This is a genomic window from Nocardiopsis sp. iso_25 (assembly GCF_056173305.1).
The window spans coordinates 1,601,003-1,618,069 of sequence record NZ_CM149667.1; the positions used below are offsets into that span (position 1 = coordinate 1,601,003).

The 17,067-nt window shown below is 73.3% G+C and carries 16 protein-coding genes; 11 read left to right on the top strand and 5 right to left on the bottom strand.

Translation table 11 applies throughout. The features are described from left to right. The first annotated feature begins 31 nt into the window (after positions 1 to 31). The 7 genes from AC0VX6_RS07020 (at position 32) to dapB (ending at position 7,109) form a co-directional block, all read left to right on the top strand. Entirely contained in the window at positions 32 to 1,111 is a 1,080-nt protein-coding gene (locus AC0VX6_RS07020; protein WP_475467854.1) for an ABC transporter ATP-binding protein, read from the top strand. A gap of 249 nt (positions 1,112 to 1,360) precedes the next feature. Then, a complete protein-coding gene (locus tag AC0VX6_RS07025; RefSeq protein ID WP_274976716.1) occupies positions 1,361 to 1,633 on the top strand; it encodes an arylamine N-acetyltransferase in 273 nt (90 codons plus the stop codon). Positions 1,634 to 1,846: 213 nt separating this feature from the next. Beyond that, positions 1,847 to 3,133, top strand: a complete 1,287-nt coding sequence (egtA, locus tag AC0VX6_RS07030; protein WP_274976717.1) for an ergothioneine biosynthesis glutamate--cysteine ligase EgtA — start codon at positions 1,847 to 1,849, stop codon at positions 3,131 to 3,133. Further along, positions 3,130 to 4,470, top strand: coding sequence for an ergothioneine biosynthesis protein EgtB (gene egtB / locus AC0VX6_RS07035; RefSeq protein WP_274976718.1), 1,341 nt, complete (start codon positions 3,130 to 3,132; stop codon positions 4,468 to 4,470). The genes egtA and egtB overlap by 4 nt, the downstream gene beginning before the upstream one ends. Beyond that, positions 4,470 to 5,213 carry an ergothioneine biosynthesis protein EgtC gene (egtC, locus tag AC0VX6_RS07040; protein WP_475467857.1) on the top strand — a complete coding sequence of 248 codons (744 nt, stop codon included), beginning with the start codon at positions 4,470 to 4,472 and terminating at the stop codon, positions 5,211 to 5,213. Before egtB ends, egtC begins: the two co-directional genes overlap by 1 nt. A 65-nt stretch (positions 5,214 to 5,278) precedes the next feature. Further along, positions 5,279 to 6,253: an L-histidine N(alpha)-methyltransferase gene (egtD, locus tag AC0VX6_RS07045; RefSeq protein ID WP_475467858.1), complete on the top strand. Its 975-nt coding sequence runs from the start codon at positions 5,279 to 5,281 to the stop codon at positions 6,251 to 6,253. A gap of 112 nt (positions 6,254 to 6,365) precedes the next feature. After that, a complete protein-coding gene (gene dapB, locus AC0VX6_RS07050; protein WP_274976721.1) occupies positions 6,366 to 7,109 on the top strand; it encodes a 4-hydroxy-tetrahydrodipicolinate reductase in 744 nt (247 codons plus the stop codon). An 85-nt stretch (positions 7,110 to 7,194) separates the two neighbouring features. On the opposite strand, the gene AC0VX6_RS07055 is transcribed toward dapB, so the two are convergent. The 5 genes from AC0VX6_RS07055 to AC0VX6_RS07075 all read right to left on the bottom strand — a co-directional run bounded on the left by AC0VX6_RS07055 (position 7,195) and on the right by AC0VX6_RS07075 (position 10,600). Further along, positions 7,195 to 7,878, bottom strand: a complete 684-nt coding sequence (locus tag AC0VX6_RS07055; protein WP_274976722.1) for a class I SAM-dependent DNA methyltransferase — start codon at positions 7,876 to 7,878, stop codon at positions 7,195 to 7,197. A 112-nt stretch (positions 7,879 to 7,990) separates the two neighbouring features. Continuing rightward, positions 7,991 to 8,284, bottom strand: a complete 294-nt coding sequence (locus AC0VX6_RS07060; RefSeq protein ID WP_475467860.1) for a hypothetical protein — start codon at positions 8,282 to 8,284, stop codon at positions 7,991 to 7,993. Beyond that, positions 8,271 to 8,918 carry a hypothetical protein gene (locus AC0VX6_RS07065; protein ID WP_274976724.1) on the bottom strand — a complete coding sequence of 216 codons (648 nt, stop codon included), beginning with the start codon at positions 8,916 to 8,918 and terminating at the stop codon, positions 8,271 to 8,273. Before AC0VX6_RS07065 ends, AC0VX6_RS07060 begins: the two co-directional genes overlap by 14 nt. Positions 8,919 to 9,012: 94 nt before the next feature. Beyond that, a complete protein-coding gene (locus tag AC0VX6_RS07070; protein ID WP_475467862.1) occupies positions 9,013 to 9,885 on the bottom strand; it encodes a 1,4-dihydroxy-2-naphthoate polyprenyltransferase in 873 nt (290 codons plus the stop codon). A gap of 160 nt (positions 9,886 to 10,045) precedes the next feature. Beyond that, positions 10,046 to 10,600: a GNAT family N-acetyltransferase gene (locus AC0VX6_RS07075; protein ID WP_212641041.1), complete on the bottom strand. Its 555-nt coding sequence runs from the start codon at positions 10,598 to 10,600 to the stop codon at positions 10,046 to 10,048. Between the two features lie 96 nt (positions 10,601 to 10,696). Between AC0VX6_RS07075 and AC0VX6_RS07080 the strand changes: the two genes are divergently transcribed. The 4 genes from AC0VX6_RS07080 (at position 10,697) to AC0VX6_RS07095 (ending at position 16,867) form a co-directional block, all read left to right on the top strand. Beyond that, positions 10,697 to 11,077, top strand: coding sequence for a phage holin family protein (locus AC0VX6_RS07080; protein WP_082768262.1), 381 nt, complete (start codon positions 10,697 to 10,699; stop codon positions 11,075 to 11,077). Positions 11,078 to 11,430: 353 nt separating this feature from the next. Then, entirely contained in the window at positions 11,431 to 12,402 is a 972-nt protein-coding gene (gene dapA, locus AC0VX6_RS07085) for a 4-hydroxy-tetrahydrodipicolinate synthase (RefSeq protein ID WP_212641040.1), read from the top strand. After that, positions 12,399 to 14,084: a ribonuclease J gene (locus AC0VX6_RS07090; protein WP_274976726.1), complete on the top strand. Its 1,686-nt coding sequence runs from the start codon at positions 12,399 to 12,401 to the stop codon at positions 14,082 to 14,084. Before dapA ends, AC0VX6_RS07090 begins: the two co-directional genes overlap by 4 nt. 266 nt (positions 14,085 to 14,350) lie before the next feature. Further along, positions 14,351 to 16,867 carry a DNA translocase FtsK gene (locus AC0VX6_RS07095; protein WP_475467864.1) on the top strand — a complete coding sequence of 839 codons (2,517 nt, stop codon included), beginning with the start codon at positions 14,351 to 14,353 and terminating at the stop codon, positions 16,865 to 16,867. Positions 16,868 to 17,067 lie beyond the last annotated feature (200 nt).

Genomic DNA, 17,067 nt, shown 5'->3' on the forward strand with positions numbered 1-17,067 from the left:
CGACCGCCGCACCCACCGAGGAGACGCGCCCGTGAGCACCACCGAGACCGACTCCCACGAGACGCCGCCGACCCGCGGGGAGGAGGCGGTCCCCGTCCTGAGCGCCCGGGGGGTGGAGGTCGCCTTCGCGGCCGGGTTCGCCCCCGGCGGGGGCCGGGGCACCGCCCGCGCCGTGGACGGTGTCAACCTCGACGTCTCCGCGGGCGAGATCGTGGCGCTGGTGGGGGAGTCCGGCTGCGGCAAGACCACCCTGGCCCGCGTCCTGCTGGGCCTGGAGCGGCCCACGGGCGGCGACGTGGCCTTCGAGGGCGACCCGCTGCGCTACGGCTCCCGCGACATGCGCCGCTACCGCCGCCGGGTGCAGCTGGTGCAGCAGGACCCCACCGGGTCGCTCAACCCGCGCCGCACCGTCTACGAGTCCGTTGCCGAGGGGCTGCGCATCCACGAGGGCACCGTGTCCGACGAGGCCGAGCGGGTCGGCGAGGCGCTGTCCAAGGCGGGCCTGCGCCCGCCGGACCGGTTCTTCCCCCGCTATCCGCACGAGCTGTCGGGCGGCCAGCGCCAGCGCGTGGTGATCGCCGGTGCGCTCATCCTCGATCCCGAGGTGCTGGTGGCCGACGAGCCGGTGGCCTCCCTGGACGCGTCGGTGCGCGGCGAGATCCTGCGGCTGCTCCTGGACCTGCGCGCCGACCTGGGGCTGTCGGCCCTGGTGGCCACGCACGACCTGGGCCTGGCCTGGAACATCGCCGACCGGGTCGCGGTGATGTACCTGGGGCGCGTGGTGGAGCTGGGCACCGTGGAGGAGGTCCTGTCCGCTCCCGCCCACCCCTACACCCGGGCTCTGCTTTCGGTGCTGCCCGAGGCGGACGGGGAACCGGTGGTGCTCTCCGGCGAGCCGCCGGACCCCAAGCGGGTGCCCCGGGGCTGCCGCTTCCACCCGCGCTGCCCGGTGCTGGCCTCCGGTGAGGCCGGGCGCGCGGGGGTGGCCGACCGCTGCCGCACCGTGGACCCGGCGATCCTGGGGGGCGGCGCCGAGCGGCGGGTGGCCTGCCACTGGGCGGCGGCCGACGCCGCCGGACGCGTGCGCGGGGGGGAACCGGCCTCCGGCTGAGTACGCACCGGTGCGGCGGCGCGCTGACCGCGGACGTCTCCACGTCCTCCTTCTCCGTTCCCGCTTCCGGATAGGAGCAGAGAGCGCTTCGTTCGGAACAGGGCTTTTATGGGTCCGTTTCGGGATTGATACGTCCCGCGAAACCTTATTTCCGACACTCTGACCCCCGCGCCGCTGTCCTCCCTCTTCACTGCCGACCGCGACTTCTGGCACGGCCGGGAACTGGGCCTGGACGCCTACCTCGCACGCGTGGGCCTGTCCGGCGACCTGCCGCCCGTCCTGACCAGCCACCCGCGCTCCCCGTTCCTGGGCAGGCTGATGGCCCAGCGCATCGGGCCGGGCGCCCAGCACACGCTCACGGACACCACCCTGACCACCGCCGCCCCCGACGGCACCCGCACGGAACGCGAGGTGCCTGTGGAGGAGGTGGGACGGGTGTTGCGGGAGGTGTTCGGTATCGGCCTTGACCAGGACGAACGTGCCGTCGTCGAGAAGCGCCTCCGGGAGTTCACTGCAATGTGACCGGCATCACACATCGGTGGGTGGGAACGCGCCCACCCACCGCGACGGCCTGTACCACCTGGCATCCCGTCGCCCAGCCTCCCCGTCCGTATCGGGAGTGTCCCGACAGCATCGGAGAGTCGTGGACAACACGCACGTTCGGCATGACGACCGGATGGGCAGGATTCCCGGGGCGCCGCCCGGCGGGGGCGGCCGTTCGCGAGGGGACAGCCCATGGCCCACCACATGACCACGGAAGACGTCCACGAGTACATCAACGGCGTCTGTTTCAAGACCGGCCCTCCCGGCAAGGTCGGAGCCGAGACCGAATGGCTGGTCGCCGACTCCGCGGACCCGACCGCACCCGTTCCCCTCGACCGCCTCGCCGCCCTGGTGGAGTCCTGCGGCCCGCCGCCCTCGGGGAGCGGCGTCACCTTCGAACCCGGCGGACAGCTCGAACTCAGCTCACCCGCCCTTCCGGGACCGGCCCGGGCGCACGCGGCGCTCGCCGCCGACCTGGACCACATCGGCAAGGCCCTCGCCGAGGCCGGGCTCCACCTGGTCGAGACGGCCCTCGACCCCGTCCGCCCGCCCCGGCGCCAGCTCCGTGAAGCCCGCTACACGGCCATGGAGCGCTTCTTCGCCCACCACCGCCAGCCCAGCGGCTACACCATGATGTGCAGCACGGCCTCGCTCCAGGTGTGCCTGGACACGGGGGAGGACGCCGCCGACGTCCGCGACCGCTGGGAACTCGTCCACCGGCTCGGCCCGGTGCTCGTCGCCGCCTTCGCCAACTCCGCCGTCTGGCGGGGCCGCCCCACCGGATGGAAGTCCACCCGCTGGGCGATCTGGGCGGCCACCGACGCCACCCGCACCCGGCCCGTCCTGGACGCGGACAGTTCCGCCGACCCGGCCACGGCGTGGACCGAGTACGCGCTGGCCGCCAGGGTCCTGGCCGTCCCCGGGAACGGTGGCCCCTGGACCCCCGACCCGGGCGTGACCTTCGCCCAGTGGCTCGACGGACAGGGTCCCCGCCCGGCCACCCGGGCCGACCTGGAGTTCCACCTCAGTACACTCTTCCCGCCCGTGCGCCCGCGCGGCTGGTGGGAGCTGCGGATGATCGACGCGCTTCCCCTGCGCTGGTGGCCGGTCCCGGTGGCGCTCGCCGCCGCCCTGGTCGACGACCCCCGCGCCCGCGCCGCGGCCGAGGAGGCCACCGAGGCGCTGTGCGGGGGACGATTCCCCGACCGTCACCTGTGGCTGCGCTCGGCCCGTCTGGGCATGGGCGACCCCGAAGTGGCCCGGTGCGCCCGCGCCTGCTTCGACGCCGCCGTCGAGGCGCTGCCCCGCATGGGCGCCGCCTCCCTGGCCGCGCTGGTCGACGACTACGCCGACCACCACACGCGGCGCGGTCTCAGCCCCGCCGACACCCGGCCGACCGTGCCCGTGCCGCGCCCGGCGCGGGCGGAGCGGGTACGGCCCGCGACCGCGGACCCCGGACACGTGGAAGGAGCACGGTGAACCACGAACAGGAGCGCGCCAAGGAGCGCATCGCCGCCGAACTCGACCGGGCCAGGGAGCGCAGCAACGGCCTGACCCTCCACGCCCTCGACGAGGGCGAGCTGCTCGCCCAGCACTCGCCCCTGATGTCGCCGCTGGTCTGGGACCTGGCGCACGTGGGCAACTACGAGGAGCAGTGGCTGCTGCGCGCCGCGGGGGGCCGCGAGGCGCTGCGCCCCGACATCGACACCCTCTACGACGCCTTCGAGAACCCGCGCGCCGAACGGGTGAGCCTCCCGCTGCTGCGGCCCGAGGAGGCCCGCGACTACAACGCGCGCGTGCGCCGGGAGGTGCTCGACGCGCTGGAGTCCGCCGACCTCACCCGGGTGGAGACCGGCACCGGCGGCGAACGATCCCTGCTGGACGCCGGATTCATCTTCCACATGGTCATCCAGCACGAGCACCAGCACGGCGAGACCATGCTCGCCACCCACCAGCTCCGCAGGGGCGAGCCCGTCCTGCTGGAGGAGACCGCTCCCGTCACCGCGCTGCGCCCGCCGGTCCGGGACGAGGTGTTCGTGCCGGAGGGGCCCTTCACCATGGGCACCGACGACGACCCCTGGGCCTACGACAACGAACGCCCCGCGCGCACCGTCGACCTGGGCCCCTACTGGATCGACACCGCCCTCGTGACCAACGCCGCCTACCAGGAGTTCATGGACGACGGCGGCTACCGGACCCGCCGCTGGTGGTCCCGCGACGGCTGGGAGTGGAAGGAGAAGCGGGGAGCGGTCTCCCCGGCCTTCTGGACCCGGGAGGGGACCGGGTGGTCGCGCCGCCGGTTCGGCCGCCGGGAGATGGTGCCCCCCGACGAGCCCGTGCAGCACGTGTGCTTCCACGAGGCCCGGGCCTACGCCGCCTGGGCGGGCAAGCGCCTGCCGAGCGAGCCCGAGTGGGAGAAGGCCGCGCGCCTGGACCCGGTCAGCGGCCGGTCCCGGCGCCACCCGTGGGGCGACGCCGAGCCCGGGCCCGGCCACGCCAACCTGGGACAGCGCAGGCTCGGCCCCTCCCCGGCCGGGAGCCACCCCGACGGCGCCTCGCCGCTGGGCGTCCAGCAGCTGATCGGCGACGTGTGGGAGTGGACCTCCACCACCTTCACCGGCTACCCGGGGTTCCGCTCCTTCCCCTACGAGGACTACTCGGAGGTGTTCTTCGACGACGGGTACAAGGTGCTGCGCGGCGGATCCTGGGCCACCCACCCCACCGCGGTCCGCGCCACGTTCCGCAACTGGGACCACCCGATCCGGCGGCAGATCTTCAGCGGCTTCCGCTGCGCGCGCGACGCGGAACCCGCCTGATGTGCCGACACCTGGCCTACCTGGGGCCGCCGCGCACACTGCACGACCTGCTGTACGCGGCGCCCCACTCACTGCACGTCCAGTCCTGGGCGCCGCGCATGCAGCGGTACGGCACCGTCAACGCCGACGGGTTCGGAGCCGGCTGGTACCCCCCGGGGGACGGCCCCGCCGAACCGCTGCGCTACCGCCGCGCCATGCCCGTCTGGGGTGACGCCTCCTTCGCCGACGCCGCCCGCGCCATCTCCTCCGGGTGCGTGGTGGCCGCCGTGCGCGACGCCACGATCGGGTTCGGCTCGGAGGAGTCGGGCGCCCAGCCCTTCCGCGCCGACCGGCTGCTGTTCAGCCACAACGGCGCAGTGGAGGACGACGAGGCGCTCACCGAGGCGTTCGCCACGCCCCCGCCCCGCGGCGCGCTGGACGCCCGCGCCCCCCTGGACTCCGCACCGCTGTTCGCGCACACCGTGCGACTGTGGCGCGACTCCCAGAACCTGTCCGAAACCTTGGCCACCGTGGTCCGCGAGGCCCGCAAGCACTCCGGGGGCCGCTACAACCTGCTGGCCAGCGACGGCCAGACCGTCGCCGCCACCGCGGCCGGGGACACCCTGTTCACCCTGCGCGAGCCGGACGGCGGGGTCTTCCTTGCCTCCGAACCCTTCGACGACGCCCCCGGATGGCGCGAGGTCCCCCAGGACTCGGTGGTCGCGGCGACGGGGGAGCGCACCGAGATCCGCCCGATCGACTGACCGGCTTCGCCCATCTTTCCGACACCACCTGTCCCGGGTACAACTTCGGGGACACAGGAGGCACCATGTTCCGGATTGACCGAAACCTGACCGCCGACGACCTCGACAAGGCGCTGCGCACCGACGTCGCCGAGGGCCTGACCGCGCGGCCCAAGCGGCTTCCGCCCAAGTGGTTCTACGACGAACGCGGCAGCTCCCTGTTCGAGGAGATCACCGCCCTGCCCGAGTACTACCCCACCCGCGCCGAACGCGCGATCCTGGAGCTGCGGGCCGACGAGATCGCCGCCGCGGCCGGCGCCGAGGTCCTCATCGAGCTCGGCTCCGGATCGGGGGTCAAGACCCGCCTGCTCCTGGACGCGATGCGCCGCCGGGGCAGCCTCACCCGCTTCGTGCCCGTCGACGTCAGCGGCGACTTCCTCGACTCCTCCGCCCGCCGCGTGGCCGACGACTACCCCGGCCTGGACGTGCACGCCGTCGTCGGCGACTTCGAGGAGCACCTCGGGCTGCTGCCGGTCGGCGGGGAGGGCGGTCGCCAGCTGCTGGCCGTCCTGGGCTCCACCATCGGCAACCAGGAACCGGAACCGCGCGCCGCCTTCCTGCGCGACGTCCGCGGCGTCCTGCGCCCCGGGGACTCGCTGCTGCTGGGCGCGGACCTGGTCAAGGACCCCGCCCGACTGGTCGCCGCCTACGACGACGCACAGGGGGTCACCGCGGCCTTCGACCGCAACGTCCTCGCCGTCATCAACCACCGGCTCGGCGCCGACTTCGACCCGGCCGCCTTCGACCACGTGGCGCGCTGGAACGCCGAGCGCGAGTGGATCGAGATGCGGCTGCGCTCCCGGGCCGCCCAGCGCGTGCGGGTCGCCGACCTGGACCTGGAGGTCGAGTTCGCCCCCGGGGAGGAGATGCGCACCGAGGTATCCGCCAAGTTCCGACGTGAGGGGCTGACCGCGGAGCTGGAGGGGGCGGGGTTCGCCCTCACCCACTGGTGGACCGACCCCGCGGGGGACTTCGCGCTCACCCTGGCCGACGTCCGCTGACACCGGAGTGCCCGGTCCGGGCGGTCGCGGCGGCGGCCCGGCCGGGCCCGTCCGCCCACGTCGCGGGCCGGGCCGCGACGACCCGCCTCCCCGGCTCCGGTACGCTCGTGCCGTGTTCAAGGTAGGAGTTTTCGGCGCCGACGGGCGCATGGGGTCAGAGGTCGTCCGAGCGGTGCGGGGCGCCGACGACATGGAACTCGTCGCTGGGGTGGACGCCGCCAGCGACAGGGACGCGGTGCTGGGGGCCGACTGCGTCGTCGACTTCACCCACCCCGAGGCGGTGATGGACAACCTGGAGTGGCTCATCGGCCACGGGATCCACGCCGTCGTCGGCACCAGCGGGTTCGACGAGGCCAGGCTGGAGCGCGTGCGCCGGATGCAGGAGGCGAAGCCCGGGGCCAAGGTGCTCATCGCCCCCAACTTCGGCATCGCCGCCGTCCTGATGATGCACTTCGCGCGCAAGGCCGCGCCGTACTTCGACTCGACCGAGATCATCGAGCTGCACCACCCGAACAAGGCCGACGCCCCCAGCGGCACCGCCTACCGGACCGCCGAGCTGGTCGCCGAGGCCCGCCGCGGGGCCGGGGCAGCGCCGATGCCCGACGCCACCACCTCCGAGATCCCCGGCGCCCGCGGCGCCGACGTGGAGGGTGTGCGGGTGCACGCTCTGCGCATCTCCGGGCTCATCGCCCACCAGGAGGTCGTGTTCGGTACCGACGGGGAGACCCTCAAGATCCGGCACGACTCGATGAACCGCGCCTCGTTCATGCCGGGCGTGCTGCTGGGCGTGCGCGGGGTGGACGGCCTCGCCGACCCCCTCACCGTGGGCCTGGACGCGCTCCTGGACCTGGACTAGCCGACCGCCCCGGACCGTCGCGGACGGGAACGCTCTCCGGACCACCGCACGGGGGCCGCGCACTGCGCGCGGCCCCCGTCCCGTCTCACGCGCCGCGACGGCAGGTGAGGAACACCTGGACCTCGGGCCGGGCGCCTTCGGGCTCGTAGGAGACGATCCGCTCGTCCTCCACGACCAGCCCGGCCTCCTCCACCACCCGGCGCAGCTCCCCGTTCGGGTAGCCCGACACCCGGATGTCCTTGCCCAGGAAGGGAATCGGGGCGTCGTCCAGGTCGGCCTCCACCATGGACAGGCACAGCAGGCCCCCCGGGACCAGCGAGGCGCGCACGCGGCTCAGCGCCTCGGGGATACGGGCCTTGGGCAGGCACAGCAGGGAGAAGAACGCCACGATGGCGTCGTACGAGGACTCCGCGGGGTCCAGGTCGAGGATGTCGGCCCGGACGAACGTCGCCTCCGGCACGTTGCGGCGGGCGATCTCGACCATCCGCCCGGAGATCTCGTAACCGGTCACCCGCGCCCCCGCCGCCACCAGCTGCCGGGCGGTGGGCACGCCCGTGCCCGAGCCCAGGTCGAGCACGTGCGCGCCGGGCGGCAGCAGGTCCAGCAGCCGGCGCACCCGGTCCTCCTGGCCCTCCTTGCGGGGGAATGCCTCGTCGTAGCGCTCGCCGATCGCGTCGAACGCCGCGGCCTGGAGGGCCGAGCGCCGCGCCCACTCCTCCGGATCCGGAACGTGGTCGAGGGGGTCGGGGGCGGTGTTCTCGCTGGGCACGGTGTCGTCTCTCCCTGCCGTGTCGTACGCGCGTGTCTGGGGTGCGCGCATCCTAACCCGTCCCCGCCTGACCGGGGACCGGGCGCCGCATCCCGGCGTCCGGCGTGTCGTCTCAGCCTCCGCCCGCCACCGGCAGGTCCAGGTCCTCCACGGGAGCCTCCAGCTCCTCCACCCCCGCCTCCAGGTCCAGGACGGGGGCGGTGGCGACCGGGGCGCCGTTGACCGGTGGGACGATCAGCTCGCCTCGGTGCCCGGCGGGCGGGGGCTGCGGCGGCTCCCACATCAGGGCGTACCCGAGGTAGGCGGTGTAGGCGGCGGCCAGGGCGGCCAGCACGAGGGGGCCGAGGAGCGGCCTCGGGCGGGAACCGGTCCGTCCCGGAGCGCCCCGCCCCTCATCCGCGGACAACGCGCACCCCGGTGAACGTACCGGCGAGCGGGACGCGCACGTCCATCGCCCGCACGTCCTCCGGCGGGGCCGCGAAGGTCGCGCTGAGCTCCACGGAGTCGCCCGGCCGCAGCACCAGCGCCGGGTCGGGGTCGGAGCAGACGCATCCGCCCGAGGAGTCGCGCGCCACGCGGTGCACCCTGCCGTTGGCGGCGTCGACCAGCTCGACGGCGGCCATGCCCTCGTCCGACCCGACCAGCTCCGCGAACGCCGGGCTGTCGGCGTCCCCGCCGTTGTGGATCCGCAGCACCAGTTCGACCGTGGCCCCGCCGCTGACCAGCTCGCGCACGCTCACGATCAGCTCGGTGCCCCCGCGCCGCACGGTCACCTCGTCGCGCGGCTCCCGGGGTTCGCGGCCCTCCTCCGCCCCCGCGGTCCCCTCCGCCCCGCCGTCCCCGGACACGGGAGGCGGGGGCGGGTCCTCCCGCGCCGCCCCGGTCGGCGGGGGACTCCCCTGCGGGGGGTCGGTTCTGTGGTCGAAGGAGGCCTCGGGTCCCTGGGGGGCCTCGGCCGGGTTGCCTCCGGAGCAGGCGGTCGCGATCAGCGTCAGCGCCGCGGCGATGAGCGCCGCGGCGGTCGTGCGGGGGGTCGCCATGCCTCGAAAGGCTAGGACCCGTGGGTCTCCCGACGGTCACGGGCGCGCCCGTGACCGCTTACGAAGGGCCCGTCGACCGCGCGCGGCAACCGCCTCACCCCAGGAGCAGGGCGACCGAGAACAGCACGCCGAACGCCATCTGGAGCCGCCCGGTCTCACCCAGGCCCAGCACCAGGTCGCGGCCGGTCTGGCCGCCCAGCACGCGCCGCAGCGGGGGCACCGCCAGCGGCGCCGACACCAGCACCAGCGGCGTCCACCAGAACACCGGGGTCAGCGCCAGCGCCACCAGGTAGGACAGCACGATCGCGCCCCCGTACAGGCGACGGGTGCCGGCGTCGCCCAGCCGCACGGCCAGCGTGACCTTGCCGGTCTCGCGGTCGGTCGGGATGTCGCGCAGGTTGTTGATCACCAGTACCGAGCAGGACAGCAGGCCCACCGGCACCGACGCCACCCACGCCTGCCAGGGCGCGGAGCCCAGTTGCACGAAGACCGTGCCCACCACGGCCACGACGCCGAAGAACACGAACACCGAGACCTCGCCCAGGCCCCGGTACCCGTAGGGGCTGCGGCCCCCCGTGTAGTACCAGGCCGCCGCGATCGCCAGGGCGCCCACCAGCAGCAGCCACCACGAGGACGTGGCCACCAGCACCAGGCCCACCACCCCCGCGAACGCGAAGCTGGCCAGGGCCGCAGCCAGCACCTGCCGCGGGGCGGCCAGACCGGTCGCGGTCAGCCGGGTCGGCCCCGTCCGCGCCTCGGTGTCGGTGCCCTTGACGCCGTCGCTGTAGTCGTTGGCGAAGTTCACGCCGACCTGGAGCGCCATGGACACCACCAGGGCCAGCAGCGCCTTCCACCAGACGAACCCGTCCAGGGCGAAGGCCAGGGCCGTGCCGGCCGCCACCGGAACGATCGAATTCGGAAGCGTAAGGGGACGCAGCCCCGAGACCCATTCACTGACCGTGGCCACGCTCCGGCCCCTCCCCGCTCACCACCGGCGCGCCCGTGCGCGCCGCGACAACCACCCCACGTTAGACCCTGTCGGCGGCGCTCCCGTCCGCGCCCCGGCGCCGGGGCGCGGACGGGCCCCTCCCGCTCGGCCCGGCCGACCCGCGCTCCGGCCCCTCCCGTTACTGGGAGATGGCCGCGTGCAGGCGCACCATCGGCAGCAGCCGCCCCATGTCGATCTCGCGGCGGGCGCCGTCCGCGCGCCAGCCCGAGGCCTCGAAGAAGGCCCGCAGGGCGTTGTCGGCCTCGGGCACCCACACGTGCAGGGTGGCGAAACCGTCCTCGACCAGGTGGTCCACGCACGCGTTCACCAGGCGGCTGCCGTGCCCCTGGCGCGCCCGCGCGGGGTCCACGTGCAGGGCGAACACCTCCGCGTCCTTGGCGGGCCACAGGTCCGGGTCCCCGGCGGGGCCGAACGCGGCGAAGCCCGCGACCGTGCGCGTTCCCTCCACCTCGTCGGTGGCCACCACCAGCCGGTGCCGGGAGGTCGGCGGCGACTCCAGGGCCGCCGTCCACTGCTCGCGGAACCGCCCCCGGGCCTCCTCGCCGCCCAGGGCCCCGGACACCTCCTCGGGCAGCAGCGCCCCGTACACCGCCCGCCACGACGCCACCTGGATGTCGACGACCGCGTCCACGTCGGCGGTACGGGCGGGACGGACGAACCGGGCACTGGACACGGGGGGCTCTCCTTCTGGGGTGGGCGACACGCCTGGCGACAAGATCACCTACGCCGGAGTTTCCGGACCTTGCCACAGCATGGGAACATCTACGTTGTGAGCCTCATTATCAGAGTTATCGTGAACGCGCTCGCCCTTTGGGCGGCTGTCCTCCTGATCGACGGCATCGAAGTCACCGCGCAGGACACGGTCGGCCAGATCCTGGTCTACCTGGCCGTCGGCGCCATCTTCGGCGTGGTCAACGCGGTCATCAAACCGATCGTCAAAACGGTCGGATGCCTGTTCTACGCTCTGACCCTGGGGCTGATCGGCCTCCTGGTGAACGCGCTGCTGCTCATGCTCACCAACTGGATCGCGGGCCTGTTCGACCTGCCCTTCCACATCGACGGGTTCTGGCCCGCCTTCTGGGGCGCGATCGTCGTCACCATCGTCAGCTGGCTGCTCAGCATGTTCCTGCCCGACGGCAACGACGACTAGTCTCCTACCACGGACTCCGTCCGCCCCGAACCGCGGGCGGACCCGGGCCCGGCCGGATGGCACGGGCCCGGGACGGGTAGGTTCGTCTTGCCGGGGACCACTCAACCTCGACCCACGAGGACGGTGGACCGGACGGGGCCAGGCCCCCAGCCCCCGCCACGGGGGCACCACAGATCTTTCCCGCGACCGTCGCGCATCCGCCGGTCGCGGTGGCGCACACGCAGCGCCGACCACCCGTGCCCGAGGCACACCCGCACGGGTCACCACAACTGTTTCGGAGTACACCGAGAGGAGGAGGGGCAACCACGGACCCCACCGCCCGAGGGCGGCGGTCCGCACGCCTTTCACACACGATGATGGACACCAAGAACCGCCCGTTCGGCAAGATGTTGACCGCGATGGTCACTCCGATGCTGGAGGACGGGGAACTCGACTACGAGGGCGCGGCCCGACTGGCCACCTACCTCGTCGACGAACAGCACAACGACGGCCTCGTCATCAGCGGCACCACCGGTGAGTCACCGACCACCAGCGACGACGAGAAGGACCGGCTGCTGCGCACCGTCCTGGAGGCGGTCGGCGACCGCGCCACGATCGTGGCCGGGGTCGGCACCAACGACACCCGCCACAGCATCCGGCTGGCCCAGGCGGCCGAGAAGGCGGGGGCGCACGGTCTGCTGACCGTCACCCCCTACTACAACAAGCCGCCGCAGGAAGGCCTCATCCGGCACTTCACGTCGATCGCCGACTCCACCGACCTGCCGGTGATGCTCTACGACATCCCGCACCGCACCGGGACGCCGATCGCCTCCGAGACCCTGGTCCGCCTGGCCGAGCACCCGCGCATCGTCGCCAACAAGGACGCCAAGGACAACGTCGGCGCCAGCTCCTGGGTCATGGAGCGCACCGACCTGGCCTTCTACTGCGGCACCGACATCCTCAACCTGCCGCTGCTGTCCGTCGGCGCGGCCGGGTTCGTCAGCGTCGTCGGCCACATCGTGGGCGCCGACCTGCGCGACATGATCGACGCCTTCGAGAAGGGCGAGGTCGGCCAGGCCCTGGCCATCCACCGCCGCCTCACGCCGGTCTACACGGGCATGTTCCGCACCCAGGGCGTCATCACGACCAAGGCCGTCCTCAACCTGTTCGGCCTGCCCTCCGGGCCGGTCCGCACCCCGCTCGCCGACGCCTCCGCCGAGCTCCAGGCACTCCTGCGCGAGGACCTGGCCGCCGCGGGCGTCAAGGGCCCGATCGGGCTCGCCCCGCACCAGGCCGTCCCGGCCAGCGCCGTCGCCGTCGAGCGCCTCACGGAGGGATCCGTATGAGCCACCCGCACCCCGAACTGGGCTCGCCGCCGCCCCTGGGCAAGGGCGTGCTGCGCATCGTCCCGCTGGGCGGCCTCGGCGAGATCGGCCGCAACATGACGGTCTTCGAGTACGGCGGGCGCCTGCTCATCGTGGACTGCGGCGTGCTCTTCCCCGAGGAGGAGCAGCCCGGCGTCGACCTGATCCTGCCGGACTTCGAGTACATCCGGGACCGGCTCGACGACATCGAGGCGGTCGTGCTCACCCACGGGCACGAGGACCACATCGGCGGCGTGCCGTTCCTGCTGCGTGAGCGGGCCGACATCCCGATCGTCGGCTCCAAGCTCACCCTGGCGCTGATCACCGCCAAGCTCGGCGAGCACCGCATCAAGCCCGAGACCGTGCTGGTGGAGGAGGGCGAGCGGCACGACTTCGGCCCCTTCGACCTGGAGTTCTTCGCGGTCAACCACTCCATCCCGGACGCGCTGGCCGTGGGCATCCGCACCCCGGGCGGGTCGGTGCTGCACACCGGCGACTTCAAGATGGACCAGCTGCCGCTGGACGGGCGCCTGACCGACCTGGCCGGGTTCGCCCGGTTCGGCGACGAGGGCGTGGACCTGCTGCTGTCGGACTCCACCAACGCCGAGCAGCCCGGCTTCATCGTCAACGAGCGCAACCTGACCGAGGCCATCGACAAGGTGTTCCGGCAGTCCCAGAAGCGCATCGTGGTGGCCTGCTTCGCCTCGCACGTGCACCGCGTCCAGCAGGTCATCGACGCGGCCGTCGAGCACGGGCGCAAGATCGCCTTCGTGGGCCGCTCCATGGTCCGCAACATGAACATCGCGCGCGACCTGGGCTACCTGAGCATCCCCGGCGACACCGTCGTCGACGTCAAGCAGCTCGACCAGATGCGCCCGGACGAGGTGCTCCTGGTGTGCACGGGCTCGCAGGGCGAGCCGATGGCCGCGCTCAGCCGCATGGCCAACCGGGACCACCAGATCCGCATCGAGGAGGGCGACACCATCCTGCTCGCCTCGTCGCTGATCCCGGGCAACGAGAACTCGGTCAACCGGGTGATCAACGGCCTGACCCGCTGGGGGGCCAAGGTCGTGCACAAGGGCAACGCCCTGGTGCACGTCTCCGGCCACGCGCCCGCAGGCGAGCTGATGTACGTGCTCAACATGGTCCGCCCGCGCAACTTCATGCCCGTGCACGGCGAGTGGCGGCACATGCGCGCCCACGCCGACCTCGCCAAGCTGACCGGGGTCCCGAGCGACCGGATCGTCATCGCCGAGGACGGCGTGGTCGTCGACCTGCACAAGAACCGGGCCAGGATCGTCGGCGCGGTGCAGGCCGGGTACGTGTACGTGGACGGCTCCTCGGTCGGCGACGTCACCGACGCCGCGCTCAAGGACCGCCGGGTCCTCGGCGAGGAGGGGTTCATCTCCGTCGTCGTGGCGGTGGACTCCGGCTCCGGCAAGATCCTGGGCGAGCCCGAGATCCACACGCGGGGCGCGGGCATCGGCGCCGACGCCTACGACGACGTCATCGACCGGATCCAGGACGCGCTGGACAAGGCGGCCCGGGACGGGGTCAACGACCCCCACCAGCTGCGCCAGCTCATCCGCCGCAGCGCCGGCCGCTGGGTCAACGAGACCTACCGGCGGCGGCCCATGATCATCCCCGTCCTGGTCGAGGTCTGACCGGCACCCGACGACGACGAACGGCCCGACGACGCCCCGCGGCGCGTCCGGGCCGTTCGCGTCGCCGGGACCGGGAACCGGTACCGGGGCGGTGGCGGAACCGGGGGCCCGGGCCGGGGCGGCGGTGGGACGGGGAGCACAGCGGCGTCCGTGCGACACGCCGCGCGGGATACGGGCGCGAGGGGTGGACGCCGCAGTAGGCTGCCCGCCGTGGCGGGCCGTCCTGCCCGACCGTCCGCACGACCCCGTCCCCTGGAGGTGACCCCATGGCCACGCGCGCCTCCTCCGGCGGTTCCGGACGCAAGAAGCCCGCCGCGCGCAAGCCCGCGGCGAAGAAGCGCATGCCCGACGGGCCCATCGCCTTCGCCGTCACCATGTTCGGCCAGTTCCTGCTGGTGCTGTGGAAGCTCGTCGCGCACACCGTCGGCGGCTCCGCCCGCGCGGTCGGCCGCGGCGCGCGCGGCCTGGACCCCGACCTGCGCCGCGACGGCGCCGGGCTGGTCCTGCTGGCCGCGGGCGTCCTCATCGCCGCCGCCGTGTGGTGGAACAGCGACGGGCTGCTCCTGGAGTACACCCGCACGGTCGTGGTCGGCGCCTTCGGCACGTTCTCGCCGGTCCTGCCGCTGCTGTTCCTGCCGATCGCGGTCAGGCTCATGCGCACCCCGGGCGACAGCAAGGAGGGCGACGCCGGGCGGCTGCTCATCGGCTTCAGCTCGATCATGCTGGGCCTGCTCGGCCTCATACACATCGCCCACGGCATCCCGCAGCCCTCCGAGGGCCTGGCGGCCCTCCAGGAGGCCGGGGGGCTCATCGGCTTCGTCGCCTCGGGGCCGCTCAGCGCCGTCGTCACCCCGTGGCTGACCGGCGTCCTGCTGGCCCTGGTGCTGGTCTTCGGGGTCCTCGTGGTCACCGCCACACCCATCCGGCGCATCCCCGAGCGCCTCCAGATCCTGTTCGGCGCGCTCATGGAGCGCGACACCGGCCCCGACGCGGGCATCGGCCTCCTGGGGGCGGACAAGAAGAAGCCCGCCAAGCCGCGCAGGAGCGCGCCCAGGGCCAAGAAGGCCACGGGCACGGTCGCGGGCGACCACGAGCGCCCCTACGACAGCCCGGTGCTGCCCGACGAGCCGATCGCCCCCGCCCTCACCGACGAGGAGGAGGGCGCGCGGACCGGCGCCGGGGCCGCGGAACCGGCCGCGGCCGAGGCGGAGGCCGCGCCCAAGGGCAGGAAGGCCGCCCGCGCCAAGCGGGAGGTCCCCGACCCCACCCCGGCCCCCGCCACCACCGAGCAGCTCACCATCCCCTCCCGCGTGGTGGAGGGCGACTACGAGCTGCCCGCGCCGACCATGCTCAAGCCCGGCAGCCCGGTCAAGCCGCGCACCAAGGCCAACGACGAGGTCGTCGAAGCCCTGTCGGGGGTGCTCACCCAGTTCAACATCGACGCCGACGTCACCGGCTTCACCCGCGGGCCGACGGTGACGCGCTACGAGATCGAACTGGGCCCCGCGGTCAAGGTCGAGAAGGTCACCGCCCTGGCCAAGAACATCTCCCTGGCGGTCAAGAGCGCCGACGTGCGCATCCAGTCGCCCATCCCCGGCAAGTCCGCCATCGGCGTGGAGATCCCCAACACCGACAAGGACCTGGTGAGCCTGGGCGACGTGCTGCGCTCGCCCGCGGCGACCTCCGACGACCACCCCATGCTGGTGGGTCTGGGCAAGGACGTCGAGGGCTCCAACGTGGTCGCGAACCTGGCCAAGATGCCGCACGTCCTGGTCGCCGGCGCCACCGGCGCGGGCAAGTCCACCTGCATCAACGGGCTCATCACCTCGCTGATGATGCGCGCCACCCCCGACGAGGTGCGGATGATCCTGGTCGACCCCAAGCGGGTCGAGCTGACCATGTACGAGGGCATCCCGCACCTGATCACCCCGATTATCACCAACCCCAAGCGGGCCGCGGAGGCCCTCCAGTGGGTGGTGGGGGAGATGGACCGGCGCTACGACGACCTGGCCGCCTCCGGGTACCGGCACGTGGACGACTTCAACGCCGCCGTGCGCACGGGGGAGCTGACCGCCCCGCCCGGCAGCGAGCGCCAGTACGAGCCCTACCCCTACCTGCTGGTCATCGTGGACGAGCTGGCCGACCTGATGATGGTCGCCCCCCGCGACGTGGAGGACGCCGTCGTGCGCATCACCCAGCTGGCCCGCGCCGCCGGGATCCACCTGGTGCTGGCCACCCAGCGGCCCAGCGTCGACGTCGTCACCGGCCTTATCAAGGCCAACGTGCCCTCCCGCCTGGCCTTCGCCACCTCCAGCCTCTCCGACAGCCGCGTCATCCTCGACCAGCCCGGCGCCGAGAAGCTGGTCGGCAAGGGCGACTCGCTCTTCCTCCCCATGGGCGCGGGCAAGCCCATCCGCCTCCAGAACGCCTGGGTGGGGGAGAAGGAGATCCGGGCGATCGTCGAGCACTGCAAGAAGCAGTCCGAGCCCAGCTACCGCGAGGACGTGGCCGCCCCCGACACCAAGAAGAAGGAGATCGACGAGGAGATCGGCGACGACCTGGACCTGCTCCTGCAGGCCGTCGAGCTGGTGGTCACCACCCAGTTCGGGTCCACGTCCATGCTCCAGCGCAAGCTGCGCGTGGGCTTCGCCAAGGCGGGCCGTCTGATGGACCTCATGGAGAGCCGCGACGTGGTCGGCCCCAGCGAGGGCTCCAAGGCCCGCGACGTGCTCGTCCAGCCCGACGACCTGCCCGCCGTGCTGGCCGACATCCGGGGTTCCTGACCCGCGCCGCCGCCCCCGCGCGGCGGCGCGCGGGCGCCGACCGGGACCCGGGAAGTCGGGCTTCAGGCCCCGTGTTACGGCCTTTCCCGAAACTCCACTGGCATCCCTTAAAAACAGGCATGCCCGATTTGGTGGGATCTTGGAGGCTTCATGGGGCGTGGTGACCTGCGCGAAAGCGCCCCGGGCGGCAGAGTGGTCTC

Bases quoted from the DNA above. Each gene is read 5' to 3' on its own strand.
- egtA (WP_274976717.1), top strand. From the start codon at position 1,847: ATGGCCCACCACATGACCACGGAAGACGTCCACGAGTACATCAACGGC.
- egtC (WP_475467857.1), top strand. From the start codon at position 4,470: ATGTGCCGACACCTGGCCTACCTGGGGCCGCCGCGCACACTGCACGAC.
- egtD (WP_475467858.1), top strand. From the start codon at position 5,279: ATGTTCCGGATTGACCGAAACCTGACCGCCGACGACCTCGACAAGGCG.
- AC0VX6_RS07065 (WP_274976724.1), bottom strand. From the start codon at position 8,918: ATGGCGACCCCCCGCACGACCGCCGCGGCGCTCATCGCCGCGGCGCTG.
- dapA (WP_212641040.1), top strand. From the start codon at position 11,431: ATGATGGACACCAAGAACCGCCCGTTCGGCAAGATGTTGACCGCGATG.
- AC0VX6_RS07090 (WP_274976726.1), top strand. From the start codon at position 12,399: ATGAGCCACCCGCACCCCGAACTGGGCTCGCCGCCGCCCCTGGGCAAG.
- AC0VX6_RS07095 (WP_475467864.1), top strand. From the start codon at position 14,351: ATGGCCACGCGCGCCTCCTCCGGCGGTTCCGGACGCAAGAAGCCCGCC.